Origin of the sequence: Helicobacter sp. CaF467b (assembly GCF_022664765.1) — a bacterium.
GTDB lineage: Bacteria > Campylobacterota > Campylobacteria > Campylobacterales > Helicobacteraceae > Helicobacter_D > Helicobacter_D colisuis.
Genome location: NZ_JALAIY010000001.1, coordinates 901069 through 917739, shown reverse-complemented (window position 1 = coordinate 917739; position 16671 = coordinate 901069). Strand labels below are relative to the sequence as shown.

The window sequence follows — 16671 nt, the reverse complement described above, 5'->3', positions numbered from 1 at the left end:
TTACTGCACGACAAAATTTACTAACTTATTTGGAACTACAATTTCTTTTATAAGTGTCTTACCCTCAAGCCATTTAGATACTTTTTCTCTAGCAAGCGCCAAAATCTCCTCTTTAGAAGTTTCCAAATCCACTTCAAGCTCATCGCGGCGTTTTCCATTAATAGTGATTGCTAAAGTAATTGAATCTTCTTTTAAAGCTTCATTATCCACTACAATAGTTTGAAAATTTTTTAAACTAAAATACTGCTGACTTAACTCCCAACAAATATGTGGAATAATTGGCTCTAAGATATTCAACAAAATAAAATATCCCTCACTCCAAATTTCTCTATTTTCTTGCTCACTTAAAGCATTGATTGCTTCCATACAAGCAGCAATTAGGGTGTTAAAAGCATAGCCATTTTCATGCACAAAAGTTTCATTAGATTTTTTTAAGGCTTCATAGACTTTTTTTCTAGCATATTTTTCTGCTTTAGAGAGCTTAGCAGTGTCAATCTTTGGAAGCCCTTGCACAGAATCAATGTTCTCCACTTTTGCACACAACCGCTTAATAAATCTAAAAGATCCCTCCAAAGCAGAATCATTCCATTCTAGTTCTCTTACAGGCGGTGCTGCAAAAAGAATAAAAAGTCTAGCCGTATCTGCTCCATAAGTATCAATAATCTCTTGAGGATCAACTACATTGCCTTTAGATTTACTCATTTTAGCACCATCTTTAGTTACCATTCCTTGCGTTAGCAAATGAGAAAAAGGCTCACTAATATGTGTATATCCCAAATCCCTTAAAACTTTAGTAAAAAATCGCGAATACAGCAAATGCAAAATTGCGTGTTCAATACCCCCAACATATTCATCTACACTCATCCAATATTTTTCATCTTCCAAACTAATAGGCGTTTTATCGCGCAATTGCTGTGGAGTGGTATAGCGCAAAAAATACCAGCTTGATTCCACGAAAGTATCCAGAGTGTCTGTCTCTCTTAGAGCCTTTTGACCACATTTAGGACAAACACAATACTTCCAAGTAGAATGTTTATCAAGCGGATTTCCTTCTCCATCGATAATAACATCTTCTGGCAATGCTACAGGAAGTTTGTCCTTGCTCTCTGGTAAAATACCGCAAGCCTCACAATGGACAAGTGGAATAGGAGTTCCCCAATATCTTTGCCTAGAAACTCCCCAATCACGCAATTTAAAATTCACCACAGCCTTGCCTAGATTCTGTGATTCAAAGCTTTTAATAATCGCCTCTTTAGCCTCATTGCTTTCCATTCCGCTATATTCTTTAGAATTTATTAATTCTCCACTCTCACAATAAGGCAAAGGTGCATTAGGATCTTTTTTATCTACAATCACTTGCTTAATAGGCAAATGATATTTTTGTGCAAAATCAAAATCTCTCTCATCGTGCGCAGGAACACTCATAACTGCACCACTTCCATAATCCATTAAAACAAAATTAGCCACCCATAATGGAATCTTCTCTCCACTTAAAGGATGAATGGCAAAAATCCCCAAAGGCACACCACACTTTTCTTGCTGTGATCGCTCTCTTGCAGAAGTATTTTGCATTTTAAGAATCTCATCTTTAGCTTCTTGACTCAATCCATCGCTCTCAAGCATTTTTTTAACCAAACTATGTTCAGGCGCCAAAGCACAATAGCTTACACCAAAGATTGTATCAGGTCGCGTTGTAAAAACTTCAATTTCCTTAATGCCTTGACATTCTTGCTCTAATTGAAAACAAAAGCTCAATCCTTGAGATTTTCCAATCCAATTGCGCTGCATTGTTAGCACTTGATTAGGCCATTTGCCATCCAAGCTCTCTAAATCTTGCAATAATTCTTCTGCATAATCTGTAATTTTAATGTAATATTGATACATTTCCTTTTGGATAACTTGCGTATCACAACGCCAACACTTACCCTCAATCACTTGCTCATTAGCCAAAACCGTTTGATCATTAGGACACCAATTTAAATAGCCTTTTTTACGATAAATCAATCCCTTTTCCCACATTTCTATAAAGAGCAATTGCTCCCATTTAGAATATTCTAAATCACAAGTCGCAAGCTCACGAGTCTTAGAAAATGAAAAACCCAGAGAATAAAGTTGCTTTTTCATATGTTCAATATTGCTATAAGTCCATTGTTTTGGGTGAGTTTTATTTTTAATCGCAGCATTTTCAGCAGGCATTCCAAAGGCATCCCAACCAATGGGGTGTAGCACATTATAGCCTTGTTTTCTTAGATTCCTAGCAATTGCATCACTAATACAATAATTTCTTACATGCCCCATATGGATATTTCCACTTGGATAAGGAAACATACTTAAAATATATTTTTTAGGCAGACTTTTATCTTCTTTTGGTTCATATTCACCGCTATTTTCCCAAAAATCTTGCCATTTTTTTTCAATCCCTTTTGCATAATATTCCATTGCTAACCCTTAATTAAAATCGTTGTAATTTCTTATGCTCTCAATAGCCACAAATACAATTGAAACAATATTAGCCACCAAAGCACCAAGAGCCAATGCTATAGCAACATTAATATTATTTAGCACTTGCATATAAATAAAAGCCGGAATCAAATGCAAATCTGCTACAAGAGAGGCTGCCATAAGTTCAGCAGACATATAATTTCTTACCCCAACTTTCAAAATGGTAGAAATAATATTTACACCCCCAGCAATAAAAAGCATTATGATATTTTGCTCGCACAAAAATCCTATGGTAGAAGTCAAACTCATTAATATAAAAAAGACATAAATTACTTTTCCCCAGTCCATCTTGATACCTCCTAAACTCTTCCTCTTTCATACATTTCGCGCATTTTCTTTTTCTCTAATGCTTTGCGTTCTTGATCTACTAATTTTTTATGATATTTTCCCAAATCAAATCCCAAAATCATTACAAGCTTACTTGCAACAAAAATAGAGCTATAACTCCCCACAATCGAACCAACCAACATTGGCAAACTAAAGCCTTTGATAATCTCTCCACCAAATAAATAAAGTGTTAAAACAACAAAAAATACCGTAAGAGAAGTGAGCATTGTCCTAGATAGTGTTGCAGAAAGTGCTTCATTAACTACTGCTTTTAAATTATTACTTGCTCTCATTCCAATTGTTTCGCGAATACGATCAAAAATAATAATGGTATCATTGATGGAATAACCAATCAGTGTTAAAAGCGCAGCAATCACCTCCAAACTCAAATCCACATCAAACAAAATCACCGCACCAGCAGCAATTACAATATCGTGAATCAAAGCCAAAATACTCGCTAAAGCAAAGCGCCACTCATAGCGATATGCCACATAAGCCATAATAGAAATAATTGCAAAACTTAAAGCCAAAATCCCTTTTTCTCTTAGTTCATCTCCAACTTTTGGTCCTACAATATCCACACGCCTAATCTGAAAATCTCCAGTATCTTTCAAAAGATTCGTAACTTCCTCACCAATATCTTGATTAACACTAGAAGTTGCCGTAGCAAGTCTAATCAAAATCTCTTCAGGGCTTCCAAATTCACTTACTTGTGCGCCTTGAAACTCTTCAACACTTTCTAACCTTTGGCGTATTTCCGCTAAAGGTGCTTCTTTTGAATATTGTATTTGAATAATTGTTCCACCTGCAAAATCCACACCCAAAGTAAAACCAGGCTTAATAAACAAAACCAAAGATCCAATAAATAAGATTAAAGAAAGCACAATCCCATAATTAGACATTTTAACAAAGTCATAAATTTTGTTGTGTTTAAAAAAATCCATTAAGCACCTCTTTTCTTATAACCAAACCAAAAAGAATAATTGCCTGATTTGATGATTCTATTTTGCAATAATCTAAAGATTCCGTGAGTCCCAACAATTGCTGTAATCACTGAAGCAATAATCCCAATACTCATTGTGATTGCAAAGCCCTTAATCGCGCCTGTTCCAAACATATAAAGTAAAACTGCAGCAATTAAAGAAGTTAAGTTTGAATCAAAAATCGCCCTTGAAGCATTGGCATAACCATTTTCCATTGCCTTAATGAAATTTTCCCCTGCTCTAAAGCCCTCTCTAATCCGTTCATTAATAATCACATTAGCATCCACTGCCATACCCACGGTTAAAATAATTCCAGCCATTCCAGGTAAAGTCAATGTCGCGCCAAAAAGCGCCATTACCGCAATTACCAATAAAATATTAATCACCATTGCAATATTAGCGATAATTCCTGCAATGCCGTAATAAAAAATCATAAACACCACAACTAGCACCGCTCCACTAGCTAATGCAATCATAGAAGCCTTAATGCTATCAGCACCTAGGCTTGGACCAACACTGCGTTTTTCTAGCAAAGTAATAGGCGCAGGCAAAGCTCCACTACGCAATGCAATAGCAATATCGCTTGCTTCTTGCACACTAAAGCCCCCACTAATTTGTCCGCTACCTCCTCCAATTCTCTCACGAATCACTGGTGCAGAATAAACTTTGCCATCTAGCACAACTGCCATACGATTCCCTACATTTTTTCCAGAAAAATCCCCAAAGATTTTCCCTCCCTGTGCATTCAAGGTAAAATTAATAATAGGTTGCCCATTTTGATCATAAGCCGCCCTTGCATCAGTAAGCATCGCACCATCTAAAATCGGAATAGCTTTAAGCAAGATTTTTTGATTAGGATCGTTAATAAAGGGCAATATCACATCACCATAAGATTCTGCTTCTAGCTCTGTCATAGTATGCACTCGTGCATTTCTTGATTCATCTACTGCCATCATCTGTAAATGTCCGCCCTTAGAAATCAAATCCAAAGCCCTTTGCTCATCTTCTTGAGTTTTGATTCCGGGCAATTGCACAAGAATCGAATCAGTTCCCTGCTTTGTTACGCTAGGTTCGGATAATCCAAATTGATCCAAACGATTACGGATATTACCAATTGCTTGTTCAATTGCATAATTTTCAATATTGATAATTTCTGCTTCTGTGAGGGTAATAGTATATTTTAAACCATTTTCTATGACATTTAAACCTTGAATCTCTTTAAGATAATTGTCAATTTTTTCTTTTTCATTAGAATCAAGCAGCTCAAACACGACACTTTCTAAATCTACTTTTAAGCCATCTAGTAAAATCTGCTCTTCTATGGCATAGTAGTTTATACCTGAAGCCAAAGAAGCATAGCGCGTCTTAACCGCTTCTTCAGTTTTAACGCCCAAAAGCAAATTCAAGCCTCCTTGCAAATCAAGCCCTAGTGTAATTTTAGGTCCTTGAGTTTGAAACAAAGAGGGAATTGATAAAATAATCCCAAATAATGCTGCTATGATAAAAGAAAATAATTTAGTATTAAAACTCTTTTTCATTTTATTTTATTCGGCTTTTTTGGCAACATAATCTTTTGCTAATTTTACGATAGTATCTTCATTCAAACGCACCATAAAATAATCTTCCTCGCGTTTAACCACTTCTGCAATAAATCCGCCAGTTGTAACAATCTTATCCCCTTTGCTCAAAGAAGCAATCATTTCTCTATGATTTTTGGCTTGTTTTTGTTGCGGACGAATAATCAAAAAATAAAAAATCGCAATTAAAACCACCAAAGGCAAAAGTTGTGTAAAGATATTTCCAGCATTTTCCATAAGTGCTAACCTCTCTTAAATAAAATTAAACGAAGATTCTACCATTTATTTACTAATGATTTGCTAATAAATACCATTGTTTTTATTTTTTAGATAACTTTTTGATTAAATTTTAACTCCAATCCAATAAAAAAATTATCTCTAAGCCAAGAATCCAAAAAAGGATTCTTTTGCTTAATGGTGTGTTACTTTATCTCTAATAAAAAAGAAAATACATCCTAAAATACCAGCTGTAAGAGAAGCAATCAAAATAGAAATTTTTGCCACATCCGTTGCTACAAGAGCGTGTTCGCCACTAAAGGCAAGGTTAGTTACAAACATTGACATAGTAAATCCAATTCCGCCTAAAGCCCCAGCACCAAAGATTTCTACCCAAGTAACGCCTTTTGGACGCGTTGCGATTCCAAACTTTTCTGCCAAGAAAGTAAAAAGGAAAATACCCAATGGCTTCCCAATAACCAAACCACAAAAAATACCCAAAAACACATGATCCACACCAAAATCAATATTAGACCCAATACTAACCCCTGCATTTGCAAAAGCAAAAATAGGCATAATAAGATAATTAGAATAAGGTGCTAAAGCGTGTTCTAATCGCAAAAGTGGATTTTGCACTGCATTTTTGTGTTGGGCAATATGATGCAAGGCTTCAATTTGTTCGTTTTGTAATAAGATTCCATCTTTTTTCTTTTGCGCTTCTTGGAAATTACTAATCACTAATTTAATTTTATCCATAAAATCTAAAGTATCCATTTTGGGCGCAACAGGAATAGTAAAGGCTAAAACAACCGCTGCAATAGTCGCGTGAATACCACAATTATGAACAGCAAGCCACAGACCAACACCCAAAATCATATAAGGGGTTAGTGCTTTTACTCCCATTTTATTAAGCATAACCAAAACCGCGACAATCCCAGCAGCAACTGCCAACCAACCAAAACTAATCCCACTAGAATAGAACAATGCAATCACAATAATCGCACCCAAATCATCAGCCACCGCTAAAGAAACTAAAAACACTTTAACAGAAATAGAAACTCTTTTGCCAAGCGCTGATAAAACTCCCAAAGCAAAAGCAATATCTGTCGCCATTGGGATTCCAAATCCGTGTTCAGAAGCACTTCCAGCATTTAGAGCAAAATAAATAATCCCAGGACCAATCATACCCCCTAAAGCAGCAATGACAGGCAAGGCTGCTCTTTTAAACCCTGCTAACTCACCAAACAACACTTCGCGTTTGATTTCTAAGCCCACAACCAAAAAGAAAAATGCCATTAATACATCATTAATCCAATGCTCCAAGCTCATTCCAATAAAAGTGCCATTAACATCAAATCCCACTTTACTTTTCCAAAGTGCCGCATAACCCTCTGCTAAAGGTGAGTTTGCAACAATCATTGCCAAAACAGCACAACAAAGCAACAAAACTCCCGCAAACGATTCACTTTGAGTGATTTTTTTTAGGCTAGACATAAAGCCATTTTGATTTTCTGCTTCCATTTATTCCCCTATAACTTCAACTAATCTTCCTTCACCCTCTGTATAAAAGACAAAACCTCTCACAGGTTTTTGCAAAATTTCTCCCACACTTTGCATATACTCTAGCACTTGCGTCGCATAAGATTCCCTTTGCGCTCCGCTTTTATAGTCAATCACAAACGCCTCGTTTTCTCCGATAACCAAGAGATCCAAGCGTTTTTGTCTGCCATTGGATAAAAAAGGAATTTCACATTTTACCTTTCCTTTAGCTAGAATTTCAATAAAATGAGAATTTTTTAAGATTTTTTTACAATGTTTAATCACATTTTTTAAGCTTTCTCTCTCCATTAAAAAGCCCATTTTATTGCATAAAATCTCTAAAAGCACCGAATCATCTAAATTATTTTTTATTTTTTGTTCCATTACAAAATGCAACGCCACACCATAATAAATCCCTTGAATCTTACCTTCTTGCACTTCTTTTTGAATTACCTGCATTTTCTTTTGTGTGCCCAAAGACACCAAGCTCTTTTTATAACTTGCTTCTTCAAAAAATACTTGTTCTTCTTTTTTGGGTAAATTTGTAGCTTCTTTGACTTCTTGTAATGCTTTTTTTAAATCCCCTCTTTGTAAATTTTCTAATTCCAAAGAATCAAAGCACCCTTTTTCACTTAAAAGCATAATATGCATCGTATTTTTAGCGCGTGTCAAAGCCACATAAAGCTGATTTTTCAAATCCTTTTCTTTTAAAATCTCTTCTTTAAAAATCGCCTTTTGATAGGTTTTATCCAAGCTTTTTCTTAAATCATTGCTTTTTTGAAACACCCTTTGAATCTCCACGCCATTTTCTTTGAATTCAAAAAAGACATTATTATAACGACTTCTAGCCTTATTATCATCAATCACCAAAACATGATTAAATTCCAAGCCTTTAGATTTATGGATTGTCATTAGCCTAATCCCTGAACACTCACTTGAAACAATATCTGCTTGTAAGCTTTCAACTTTTTCTAGTAGCTCCCCCACACTTGCAAACCCCAAGGCATATTCCAAAAACTTCTTAGCACTCAAACTAGAAATCTTAAAACTTTGCATCACTTGTAGCAAAATCACTGCTGGTGGATTCTCCAAAATTTCAAAATACCTATCTAATGGCTCTTTTTCTAGTCCCAATAGCATAAAAAATTCCTCACAAAACAAGGGATTTTTAGAATCTAAATATTTCAAAAACTCAATCAAAGCGCGCACTTCATTATGAAATACTAGCTTTGCACTCGTATCCATTACGACCTTAAAACCACTAGTTTCCAAGTATTCTGCTAACTCCACCACCCAATCATTATCAAAAAGCAAAATAGCAATCTCTTCTTCTTTAGCACCAAGCTCCAAAAGCTCCCTTAAGCATTTTGAAATCTCTTCTTTATCTGATTCATTTTTGACAACCCTCACAAAGCCCTCTTGATGGCTATTAGCTTCTTGAGAGACAAAGCCATCTATTTTGTTGCTAAAAACTTCATTGACAAACTCCACAAGATTCTTAGCACTCCGATAATTTTTTTGCAAACTCTCTTGCTTCATTCCATCAGCAGCAATTTTAAAAAGATTTGGATTACCACCCCTAAAGCGATAAATAGACTGCTTAATATCCCCCACATAAAAGAAACTACGCAAAAACTCTTTAACACCCTTACCGCTTTTGATTTCATCAATCATAGGCTTTAAAATCTCATATTGCAAAATACTTGTATCTTGAAATTCATCAATCAAAATGTGGCTAATGGTGCTATCAAGTCTAAAATACAAAAATTCCTTATCAAAGTTTTTTTGTAGCAAAAGCTCATAAACCTTTGAAGTTACCGCATTAAAACTCAAAGTATTGCTTTGTTTATAATACTTCTCTTTGGCTTCTAAATAAACTTGAAAAATTTCATACAGATTCCTAAGATATTGCGATTCTTCATCTAAATACACTCCCAAAAGCGCTTCTTTTAGACTTTCAAAATCCCTCTCATCAAAAGGAATCTTTCCAAATCCCCTAAAATCAGTTATTTTCTCTTTTGTAAGCCAAGTTTTACCCTTATGCAACAAAGAATTAAAATCGCTAAAATCCATCGGATTAGAAGTCTTACTCTTACTCTCACTCTCACCCTTACTCTTTTTATATTCTCGCTGAAGTCTATAGGCATATTCCATTGCTTGTTCTTTATCGCTCTTTTGTGCTTCATAGACAAAAAATCCCTTTTTAAGCATTTCTTTAAAAGAATCAAGAAAAGAACAAAGCGACAAAACACTATCGATACTCTTTCTCCCTTGGGCGCAAAAAAGCACGATTCTCTCAAAGGCTTCATCGCTCAAAAGTTCCAAAAAAATCTCTGTAATTGCCTCAAAATCCTCATTTTGAATTTCAAAATTATTTTCAACCCCCACATACCAGCAAAAGCTCTTTAAGATTCTCTGAAAAAACGAATCAATCGTGGTGATTTTCAAATCTTCACGCAAAAATTCATAATAAATCTTTGTAATCTTTTGCTCAATTCCCTCCAAATCATTTATACTAATAAACTCAAGTTGTTTAATATATTCTCTATCATTTTTTCTTTGATAGATTTCTTGAATGCTCTTAACAATGCGTTCTTCCATTTCCTTTGCTGCTTTTTTAGTAAAGGTCAAAGTCAAAATTTCTGAAGGCTTAGCACCCAAAAAAAGCAGTTCAAGATAACGCGAAACCAAACGATAAGTTTTCCCACTCCCCGCACTTGCATTCAAACACAATAAGGCATTTTCCATTGTATTTCCTTATAAAATTTGCATCATTATAACATTAATTTAAGAATCCTAAAAGTTGATTGACATATACTAAAGATTTGTTATATAATATGCTAAAAGTTTATAGAATTTATTATTTTTTAAGGAATGGCAAATGTCAAAAAGTCTTTATGAAACACTTGAAGTCTCTTCAAATGCAACAAGCGAAGAAATAAAAAAGGCTTATCGTCGCTTAGCACGAAAATATCACCCCGACATCAACAAAGAAAAAGATGCCGAAGAAAAATTCAAAGAAATCAACGCAGCCTATGAAATCTTAAGCGATGAGAAAAAACGCAAACAATACGATCAATTTGGCGATTCAATGTTTGGCGGACAAAATTTCCACGATTTTGCAAGAGGGCAAGGCAATGTGGATTTAGATGATATTTTAAGTCAAATCTTTGGCGGAGGCGGATTCTCTCAAGGCGCAGGAAATTTTGGCGGTTTTAGTGGCTTTGGAGGGTTTGGAGGGTTTGGGGGATTTAATCAAAAAAGCCAACCCAATCTTGACATTACCGCACAAATCACTATCCCCTTTAGCACCGCGATTCTTGGAGGCAAACACAATGTAAGCCTACAAAGCCAAAACTTTGATGTTAAAATCCCAGCAGGAATCAAAAATGGCGAAACCATAAGGCTAAAAGGAAAAGGCAACACAATGGGAAATCAAAGCGGTGATGTTTTGCTAAAAGTCTCTGTTGCTCCACACCCACAATACACCCAAGAGGGCGACAATCTCACCAAAAAGTTTGATTTACCTCTAAAAACCGCACTTTTTGGTGGCAAAGTCGAGATAGAGACACTTTATAAGCCTATCACACTAAAAGTTCCTAAAAACACCAAAAACAACCAACGATTCCGCGTAAAAGAGCTTGGGGCTTATAATCGCAAAAGCAAAATCTATGGAGATTTATACCTAGAAGCTAATATTATTTTACCTGACATTGATTCACTCCCAAAAGAGCTTGTTGAATCGCTTGAAAAATACCTATAAGGAGCGCCAATGTATAGCTATGATGAACCCGTTTATCTCATCAGTGTAGTAGCAAAGATTCTCTCAATCCACCCCCAAACGCTACGACAATATGAGCGTGAGGGCTTGATAGAACCAGGCAGAACCGATGGCAAAATGCGCTTGTATTCCCAAAGAGATATTGACAAGATAAAAACGATTCTAAGACTAACGCGCGATTTAGGCGTGAATCTAGCAGGAGTGGATATAATCTTGCGCCTTAAAGACAAGCTTGATGAGCAAGATAGAGAAATCGAAGAATTGCAAATCCACCTAGAAAAACTCAAAAGCAATCAACCAAGCAGATCCGTTACCAAAAAGCAAAGTTCTTATGAAATCATCATTTTCAAAGAATAATGCCAAGTATCAAAGCAACAACAAAGGCAAATACACCACACATTGCCTTTGCAAATCTTACAATCACTTAAAATTTCACTCTACAATAAATATTGCTTTTAATCTCACTCTACCGCTTTTTCACAAGAATCACTGCAAAACACCAAAAAGATGCACCAAGAAAAACAGATTGTTACAATAATTACTAGAAATTAAAAAATCTCCATACAATTATATGTGTTATGTTGCATCTCATTTTATTTAAGTGTAAGATAGATAGCATAAATAATTTAAATTATTTATCATCTTTGATTTAAGGATTAGATATGCAAGAAAATCTTACAAGATCACAAAGGATTCGATCTATCATCGCTGCAAGTAGCGGAAATTTGGTAGAATGGTATGATTTTTATATTTACGCATTTAGTGCAGTGTATTTTGCACACAAATTCTCTGGATCACAAGATCCAACAATACAGCAAATTTCAGCATTTGGGATTTTTGCCCTTGGATTTTTGATGCGACCCATTGGATCTTGGGTTTTTGGATCATTAGCAGACAAAATCGGTCGTAAATCTTCTATGGTTTTTTCTGTTATCCTTATGGCACTAGGATCTTTTATGATAGCCGCTATCCCCTCCAAAGAAACAATAGGTGATTTTGCTATTTTATTATTACTTGTCGCAAGATTAATCCAAGGCTTGAGTGTCGGAGGCGAATATGGCATAGCCGCCACTTATCTAAGTGAGCTTGCAAGTAAGGGCAATAGAGGTTTTTATTCCTCTTTTCAATATGTAACTCTCATAGGCGGACAGCTTTTAGCGGTAGCTAGTATTTCTATTATGTTGCTATTTTTTACCAACGAGCAAATGAATGACTATGCGTGGAGAATCTTATTTGTAATTGGGGGCTTATTAGCACTTGGATCGTTGTTTGTGCGATCTATTATGAATGAGAGTGCGACAAAACTACACCATCACGAAGACAGAGGGACGCTAAAAGCACTTTTTAAAACCTCTTGGAAACAATTTTTATTTGTTGTAGGGATCACCGCAGGAGGTTCTTTAGCGTTTTATACAATCACAACTTATGTAAAAACCTTTATGATTAATAGTGCAGGAATCGATGCAACCACTTCAAACCACATTATGCTTATTGCATTATTCCTTTTAATGGTTATGCAACCAATCTTTGGGGCTTTGGGAGACAAAATAGGACACAAAAACTTCTTAATGATTTTTGCGGTCCTTGCCTTATTCCTACTCTATCCTTTATTTTCAGCCTTAAAAGGCACACAAAATAGCATACTCATCTTTTTAGTTGTTATGGCACTTTTTACAATCTTGAGCTTTTACACTTCAGTAGCAGGGATTTTCAAAGCCAAGCTTTTTCCAGAGCATGTCAGGGCTTTAGGAACAGGATTTGGTTATGCGATACCCAATGCGATTTTTGGAGGTTCTGCACCTTATGTGGCATTACAATTCAAAAACGCCGGTATTGAAAATGGATTTTTCATCTATCTAGCAGTGATGATGTTCTTTATCTTAGTCGTTTCTATCTTTATCCCAAAAGAAAGTGAGCTAGAGTGATTATGCTTGAGGGTTTTTCAACCCTCGCTAAACCATTAAACTTACTTCACACAAATATACGATATACTAAGCTATACATTACATACTACAAAGGAGGCGTATGCACTACATTTCTAAGCCATTGAAAGAATTTTTACACACATATACATTACCAAACCCCACGACACAATCCCTTAACACATTTAAAGAACACTTAGATCATTTTTTAGCCCAATGCCACAAACACACCGCGCAAGATACAAGCGAGAGTGAGGAATTTCAAAAGAATCTTATTGCAGATTTTTTAAAACAAGCATTTAGCTACCCAAAAATCAACACAAAACACAAAATCGATCTTGCCATATACGAAGATGATGAAGTCAAGACATTTTTTGAAGTCAAATCCATAGCCAACAAAAGCGAATTCCCCAAAAGCACCCAATCCCTAGATTCCAAAGCCTTGTATGAAGCCCTGCTGTATTATATGAGAGAACAAAACGAGGGAAATAACAACCTCAAATGTATCCTCTTATGCAATGTAGAATCTTTTTATCTCATCAGTGCCAAAGAGTTTGAGAAACTCTCCCAAAACAAAGAATTGCAAAAAGCCTACAAAAATGTCGACAAAAAGCAAGGCAACGACACAAGCACAAAAAAATTCTATCAAAAAGCCCAAGAAATCCTAAGCACACTTGATATGGAGATGACTTTTACACATTTTGGGATTAAAGACACCGAGCCTGTCTTGCTATATCAAGTCTTTAGCCCACATCTGCTACTTGGCTACAAAACCCACATCGATAGCAATGTGCTAAACCAAAATTTCTATGAAGAGCTACTATATATCTTGGGATTAGAAGAAACAAAAGATGGCGCCAACAAACTCATCAAACTTAGCGACACGCCAAATACCCTAAGCTACGCGATAAGAGAAAATTTAGGGCTAGATTGCGTGCGAGATTTTGAGAGCATATTTGAGCTTATCATCACATGGAATAACCGCCTTTTATTCTTGCGTTTGTTAGAATCTATGCTGCTAAGTTTCAAACATATCCCAAAGCCTTTTTTGGATTCAAGCGTGATAGAAAGCTTTGCCAAGCTAAACACACTCTTTTTTGAGATTCTCGCACTTAGAGAAAATGTCCGCAAAAGCATACCAAAAGAGCTAGATTCTATCCCTTACCTGAACTCAAGCCTATTTGACAAAACCGAGCTTGAAAAGCAAGGCAAAGAAATCAAGCTTTTAGATTCAAAGCCATTAGCACTTTATAAAAAATCAATTCTCAAAGACACCAAAAAGCCCCTGCCGCTTTTAGAATATCTCTTTTATTTCCTAAACGCTTATGACTTCACCACCACCCCACAAGACATACAAGACAATGTCAAAATAAACCACGACAAACTTATCAACGCCGCTGTTTTAGGGCTAGTCTTTGAAAAGCTAAATGGCTACAAGGAAGGCAGTTTTTATACGCCAAGCTTTATCACAAACTATATGTGTAAGCAATCCCTGCAGCAAGTCGTGATACAGAAGTTTAACACCGCTAAAAATTGGGATTGCAAAGATTTACAATCACTAAAACTAAGGCTAGATAAACTCACAGATTCACCTGATGGCTACAAAGAAGCAAATGAGATATTTGATTCCATAAAAGTATGCGATCCAGCCGTAGGAAGCGGACATTTCCTAGTCTCTATGCTAAATGCTATGATAGAGCTAAAATTCCACCTAAAAATCCTTTGTGATGAAAACTTTGAACGCCTAAAAGACATACAACTACGCCTAGAAAACGATGAGATTGTGCTACAAGATTCTACAGGCAACCCACACATCTACCAAATCCCAAGCCACCAAAACATAGAATCCCACAAACTCCAAAAAGCCATATTCCACAACAAACGCACACTTATAGAATCTTGTCTTTTTGGCGTGGATATAAACCACAATTCTTGCGAAATCACAAAGCTAAGACTTTGGATAGAGTTACTGAAATATAGCTACTATAAAAATATTTCTACTAAAGAGCTAGAAACCCTCCCAAACATAGACATCAACATAAAATGCGGCAATAGCCTTATAAGCTATTTTGACATCACCCAAAGCCTTAGCCATTATCCCAACATAAACACCAAGATAAAAGACTACAAACAAGCCGTGCAAAACTACAAAGAGGGCTTATACCAAGACAAACAAGCCCTAGATTCAAAGATAAAAGAACTCCACGAAGCCTTTAAAAACTTTTGTTTCAAAGACAAATTCAAATCCCAAATCAAAGCCTTTGAAAAAGAGTGCGACAAATACAGCGCTCAATATGGCAACTACCTAGCCAAAGATGATGAGAATCTATCCTTATATGTAAAAGCATCTCTAAGTATTTTTGATGATGATTTTGACAAAAAACAAGCGCAAATTGACTTCGCCACACTCCAAGAATCCTATAACGCACTCTTTAATCTCGAATCAAACAAGCCTTTTGAATGGCGGTTTGCATTCCCAGAAGTGCTAGATAACAATGGCGATTTTTTGGGCTTTGATTTAGTGATAGGCAATCCACCTTATATCCGCCAAGAAGAGATAAAGCACCTAAAGCCACATCTAAAAAAAGCCTTTAGTATCTACAAAGGCACAAGCGATATTTACACCTACTTTTTTGAGCAAGGCTACAAGATTCTAAAGCCAAAGGCACTCCTATCTTTGATCACGAGCAACAAATACACGCGTGCGGGCTATGGCGAACCTTTGAGGGCATTTATCCTAGCAAACACACAGATTCTACACTACATTGACCTAAATGGCTTAAAAATCTTTGATTCTGCCACCGTGGATACAAGTATCATCACTTTTGCAAAGACACCGCCAAGCCAAGATAGCTTTGACTACCTAGCACCTACACAGCCTAGCCTAGATACAGATGAGCTACACGCACAGCCTTTGCACCAAAGTAGCCTAAGCAAAGATTCTTTTATATTCCAAGACCAAGCAAACCAAGCCCTAAAGGCAAAGATAGAAAGCCTTGGCACACCGCTAAAAGAATGGGACATCTCTATAAACTATGGAATCAAAACAGGCTACAATGAAGCCTTTATCATAGATAGCGCAAAAAGAGAAGAGATTCTAAACAACTGCAAGGATAAAAGCGAGAAGACACGCACAAGCAAACTTATCAAAAAAATGCTACGCGGTAGAGACATCAAACGCTATGGCTATGAATGGGCGGGATTGTGGTTGATATTTATCCCTTGGCATTTTCCAAATGTAGAAAATCCAAAAACAATGCAAGAAAATGAAAAAGATTTGCAAACCCAATTTCCAGCTTTATATAAGCACTTGATTTCTCACAAAGAAAAATTATCTGCACGCAACAAAGATGAGACAGGGATTCGCTATGAGTGGTATTGTCTGCAAAGATGGGGTGCAAATTATCACGAGGAATTTGAAAAAGAAAAGATTGTATGGAATAGAATTTCTAGTGAATTATGTTTTTGTTATGATACAAACAAAATATTTATTTTAGATTCTATGTTTTCAATAACTTCACATTTAACTTCTACTTTAAAATATATTATTGCTGTTTTAAACTCTGCTATTTCAAAAAAATGGATAAAAGATAATGCTGCTACATTAGGTGATGGCATCTATGGTGCTAAGATTTATATAGAAAAACTTCCTATTCCCAAAATAGATTCTACAAACAAAGCCTTAAGCGATGAGATAATAAGCCTAGTAGAGCAAATTTTAGATTCCAAAGCCAAAGACCCCACCACAGACACCAAAGAGCTAGAATCTAAAATCGATTTTCTAGTCTATAAACTCTACCACCTAACCAACGATGAAATAAAAA

General features: G+C 35.9%; 11 protein-coding genes. 4 read left to right on the top strand and 7 right to left on the bottom strand.

Going from position 1 to position 16671, the window contains the following annotated elements; genetic code table 11:
• The 7 genes from leuS to MKD52_RS04685 form a co-directional block, all read right to left on the bottom strand.
• Positions 1 to 2439: a leucine--tRNA ligase gene (leuS, locus tag MKD52_RS04715; protein ID WP_242099427.1), complete on the bottom strand. Its 2439-nt coding sequence runs from the start codon at positions 2437 to 2439 to the stop codon at positions 1 to 3.
• 9 nt (positions 2440 to 2448) lie between these two features.
• Positions 2449 to 2790, bottom strand: coding sequence for a DUF6394 family protein (locus MKD52_RS04710; protein ID WP_112056755.1), 342 nt, complete (start codon positions 2788 to 2790; stop codon positions 2449 to 2451).
• Positions 2791 to 2801: 11 nt separating this feature from the next.
• Positions 2802 to 3773: a protein translocase subunit SecF gene (gene secF / locus MKD52_RS04705; RefSeq protein ID WP_242099426.1), complete on the bottom strand. Its 972-nt coding sequence runs from the start codon at positions 3771 to 3773 to the stop codon at positions 2802 to 2804.
• Positions 3773 to 5350, bottom strand: a complete 1578-nt coding sequence (secD, locus tag MKD52_RS04700; protein WP_242099425.1) for a protein translocase subunit SecD — start codon at positions 5348 to 5350, stop codon at positions 3773 to 3775. The genes secF and secD overlap by 1 nt, the downstream gene beginning before the upstream one ends.
• Positions 5351 to 5356: 6 nt before the next feature.
• Entirely contained in the window at positions 5357 to 5626 is a 270-nt protein-coding gene (yajC, locus tag MKD52_RS04695) for a preprotein translocase subunit YajC (protein WP_112056758.1), read from the bottom strand.
• Between the two features lie 174 nt (positions 5627 to 5800).
• Positions 5801 to 7126, bottom strand: coding sequence for a Na+/H+ antiporter NhaA (gene nhaA, locus MKD52_RS04690; RefSeq protein WP_242099424.1), 1326 nt, complete (start codon positions 7124 to 7126; stop codon positions 5801 to 5803).
• On the bottom strand, positions 7127 to 9892 hold the full coding sequence (locus MKD52_RS04685; protein WP_242099423.1) for a RecB-like helicase: 2766 nt from the start codon (positions 9890 to 9892) through the stop codon (positions 7127 to 7129).
• A 133-nt stretch (positions 9893 to 10025) separates the two neighbouring features.
• Between MKD52_RS04685 and MKD52_RS04680 the strand changes: the two genes are divergently transcribed.
• From MKD52_RS04680 to MKD52_RS04665, 4 genes are all read left to right on the top strand, one after another.
• Positions 10026 to 10907: a J domain-containing protein gene (locus MKD52_RS04680; RefSeq protein WP_242099422.1), complete on the top strand. Its 882-nt coding sequence runs from the start codon at positions 10026 to 10028 to the stop codon at positions 10905 to 10907.
• A gap of 9 nt (positions 10908 to 10916) precedes the next feature.
• Positions 10917 to 11282 (top strand): helix-turn-helix transcriptional regulator, encoded by a 366-nt coding sequence (locus MKD52_RS04675; RefSeq protein ID WP_060661812.1) that lies wholly within the window; start codon positions 10917 to 10919, stop codon positions 11280 to 11282.
• A 305-nt stretch (positions 11283 to 11587) separates the two neighbouring features.
• Complete coding sequence (locus MKD52_RS04670) at positions 11588 to 12850, top strand: MFS transporter (protein WP_242099421.1); 1263 nt, start codon at positions 11588 to 11590, stop codon at positions 12848 to 12850.
• 100 nt (positions 12851 to 12950) lie between these two features.
• The coding region (locus tag MKD52_RS04665) for an Eco57I restriction-modification methylase domain-containing protein (protein WP_242099420.1) at positions 12951 to 16671 on the top strand (3721 nt) is incomplete at its 3' end.

Excerpts from the sequence above, each read along its gene's own strand:
- leuS (WP_242099427.1), bottom strand. The coding sequence starts at position 2,439 with ATGGAATATTATGCAAAAGGGATTGAAAAAAAATGGCAAGATTTTTGG.
- MKD52_RS04710 (WP_112056755.1), bottom strand. The coding sequence starts at position 2,790 with ATGGACTGGGGAAAAGTAATTTATGTCTTTTTTATATTAATGAGTTTG.
- secF (WP_242099426.1), bottom strand. The coding sequence starts at position 3,773 with ATGGATTTTTTTAAACACAACAAAATTTATGACTTTGTTAAAATGTCT.
- secD (WP_242099425.1), bottom strand. The coding sequence starts at position 5,350 with ATGAAAAAGAGTTTTAATACTAAATTATTTTCTTTTATCATAGCAGCA.
- yajC (WP_112056758.1), bottom strand. The coding sequence starts at position 5,626 with ATGGAAAATGCTGGAAATATCTTTACACAACTTTTGCCTTTGGTGGTT.
- nhaA (WP_242099424.1), bottom strand. The coding sequence starts at position 7,126 with ATGGAAGCAGAAAATCAAAATGGCTTTATGTCTAGCCTAAAAAAAATC.
- MKD52_RS04685 (WP_242099423.1), bottom strand. The coding sequence starts at position 9,892 with ATGGAAAATGCCTTATTGTGTTTGAATGCAAGTGCGGGGAGTGGGAAA.
- MKD52_RS04680 (WP_242099422.1), top strand. The coding sequence starts at position 10,026 with ATGTCAAAAAGTCTTTATGAAACACTTGAAGTCTCTTCAAATGCAACA.
- MKD52_RS04675 (WP_060661812.1), top strand. The coding sequence starts at position 10,917 with ATGTATAGCTATGATGAACCCGTTTATCTCATCAGTGTAGTAGCAAAG.
- MKD52_RS04670 (WP_242099421.1), top strand. The coding sequence starts at position 11,588 with ATGCAAGAAAATCTTACAAGATCACAAAGGATTCGATCTATCATCGCT.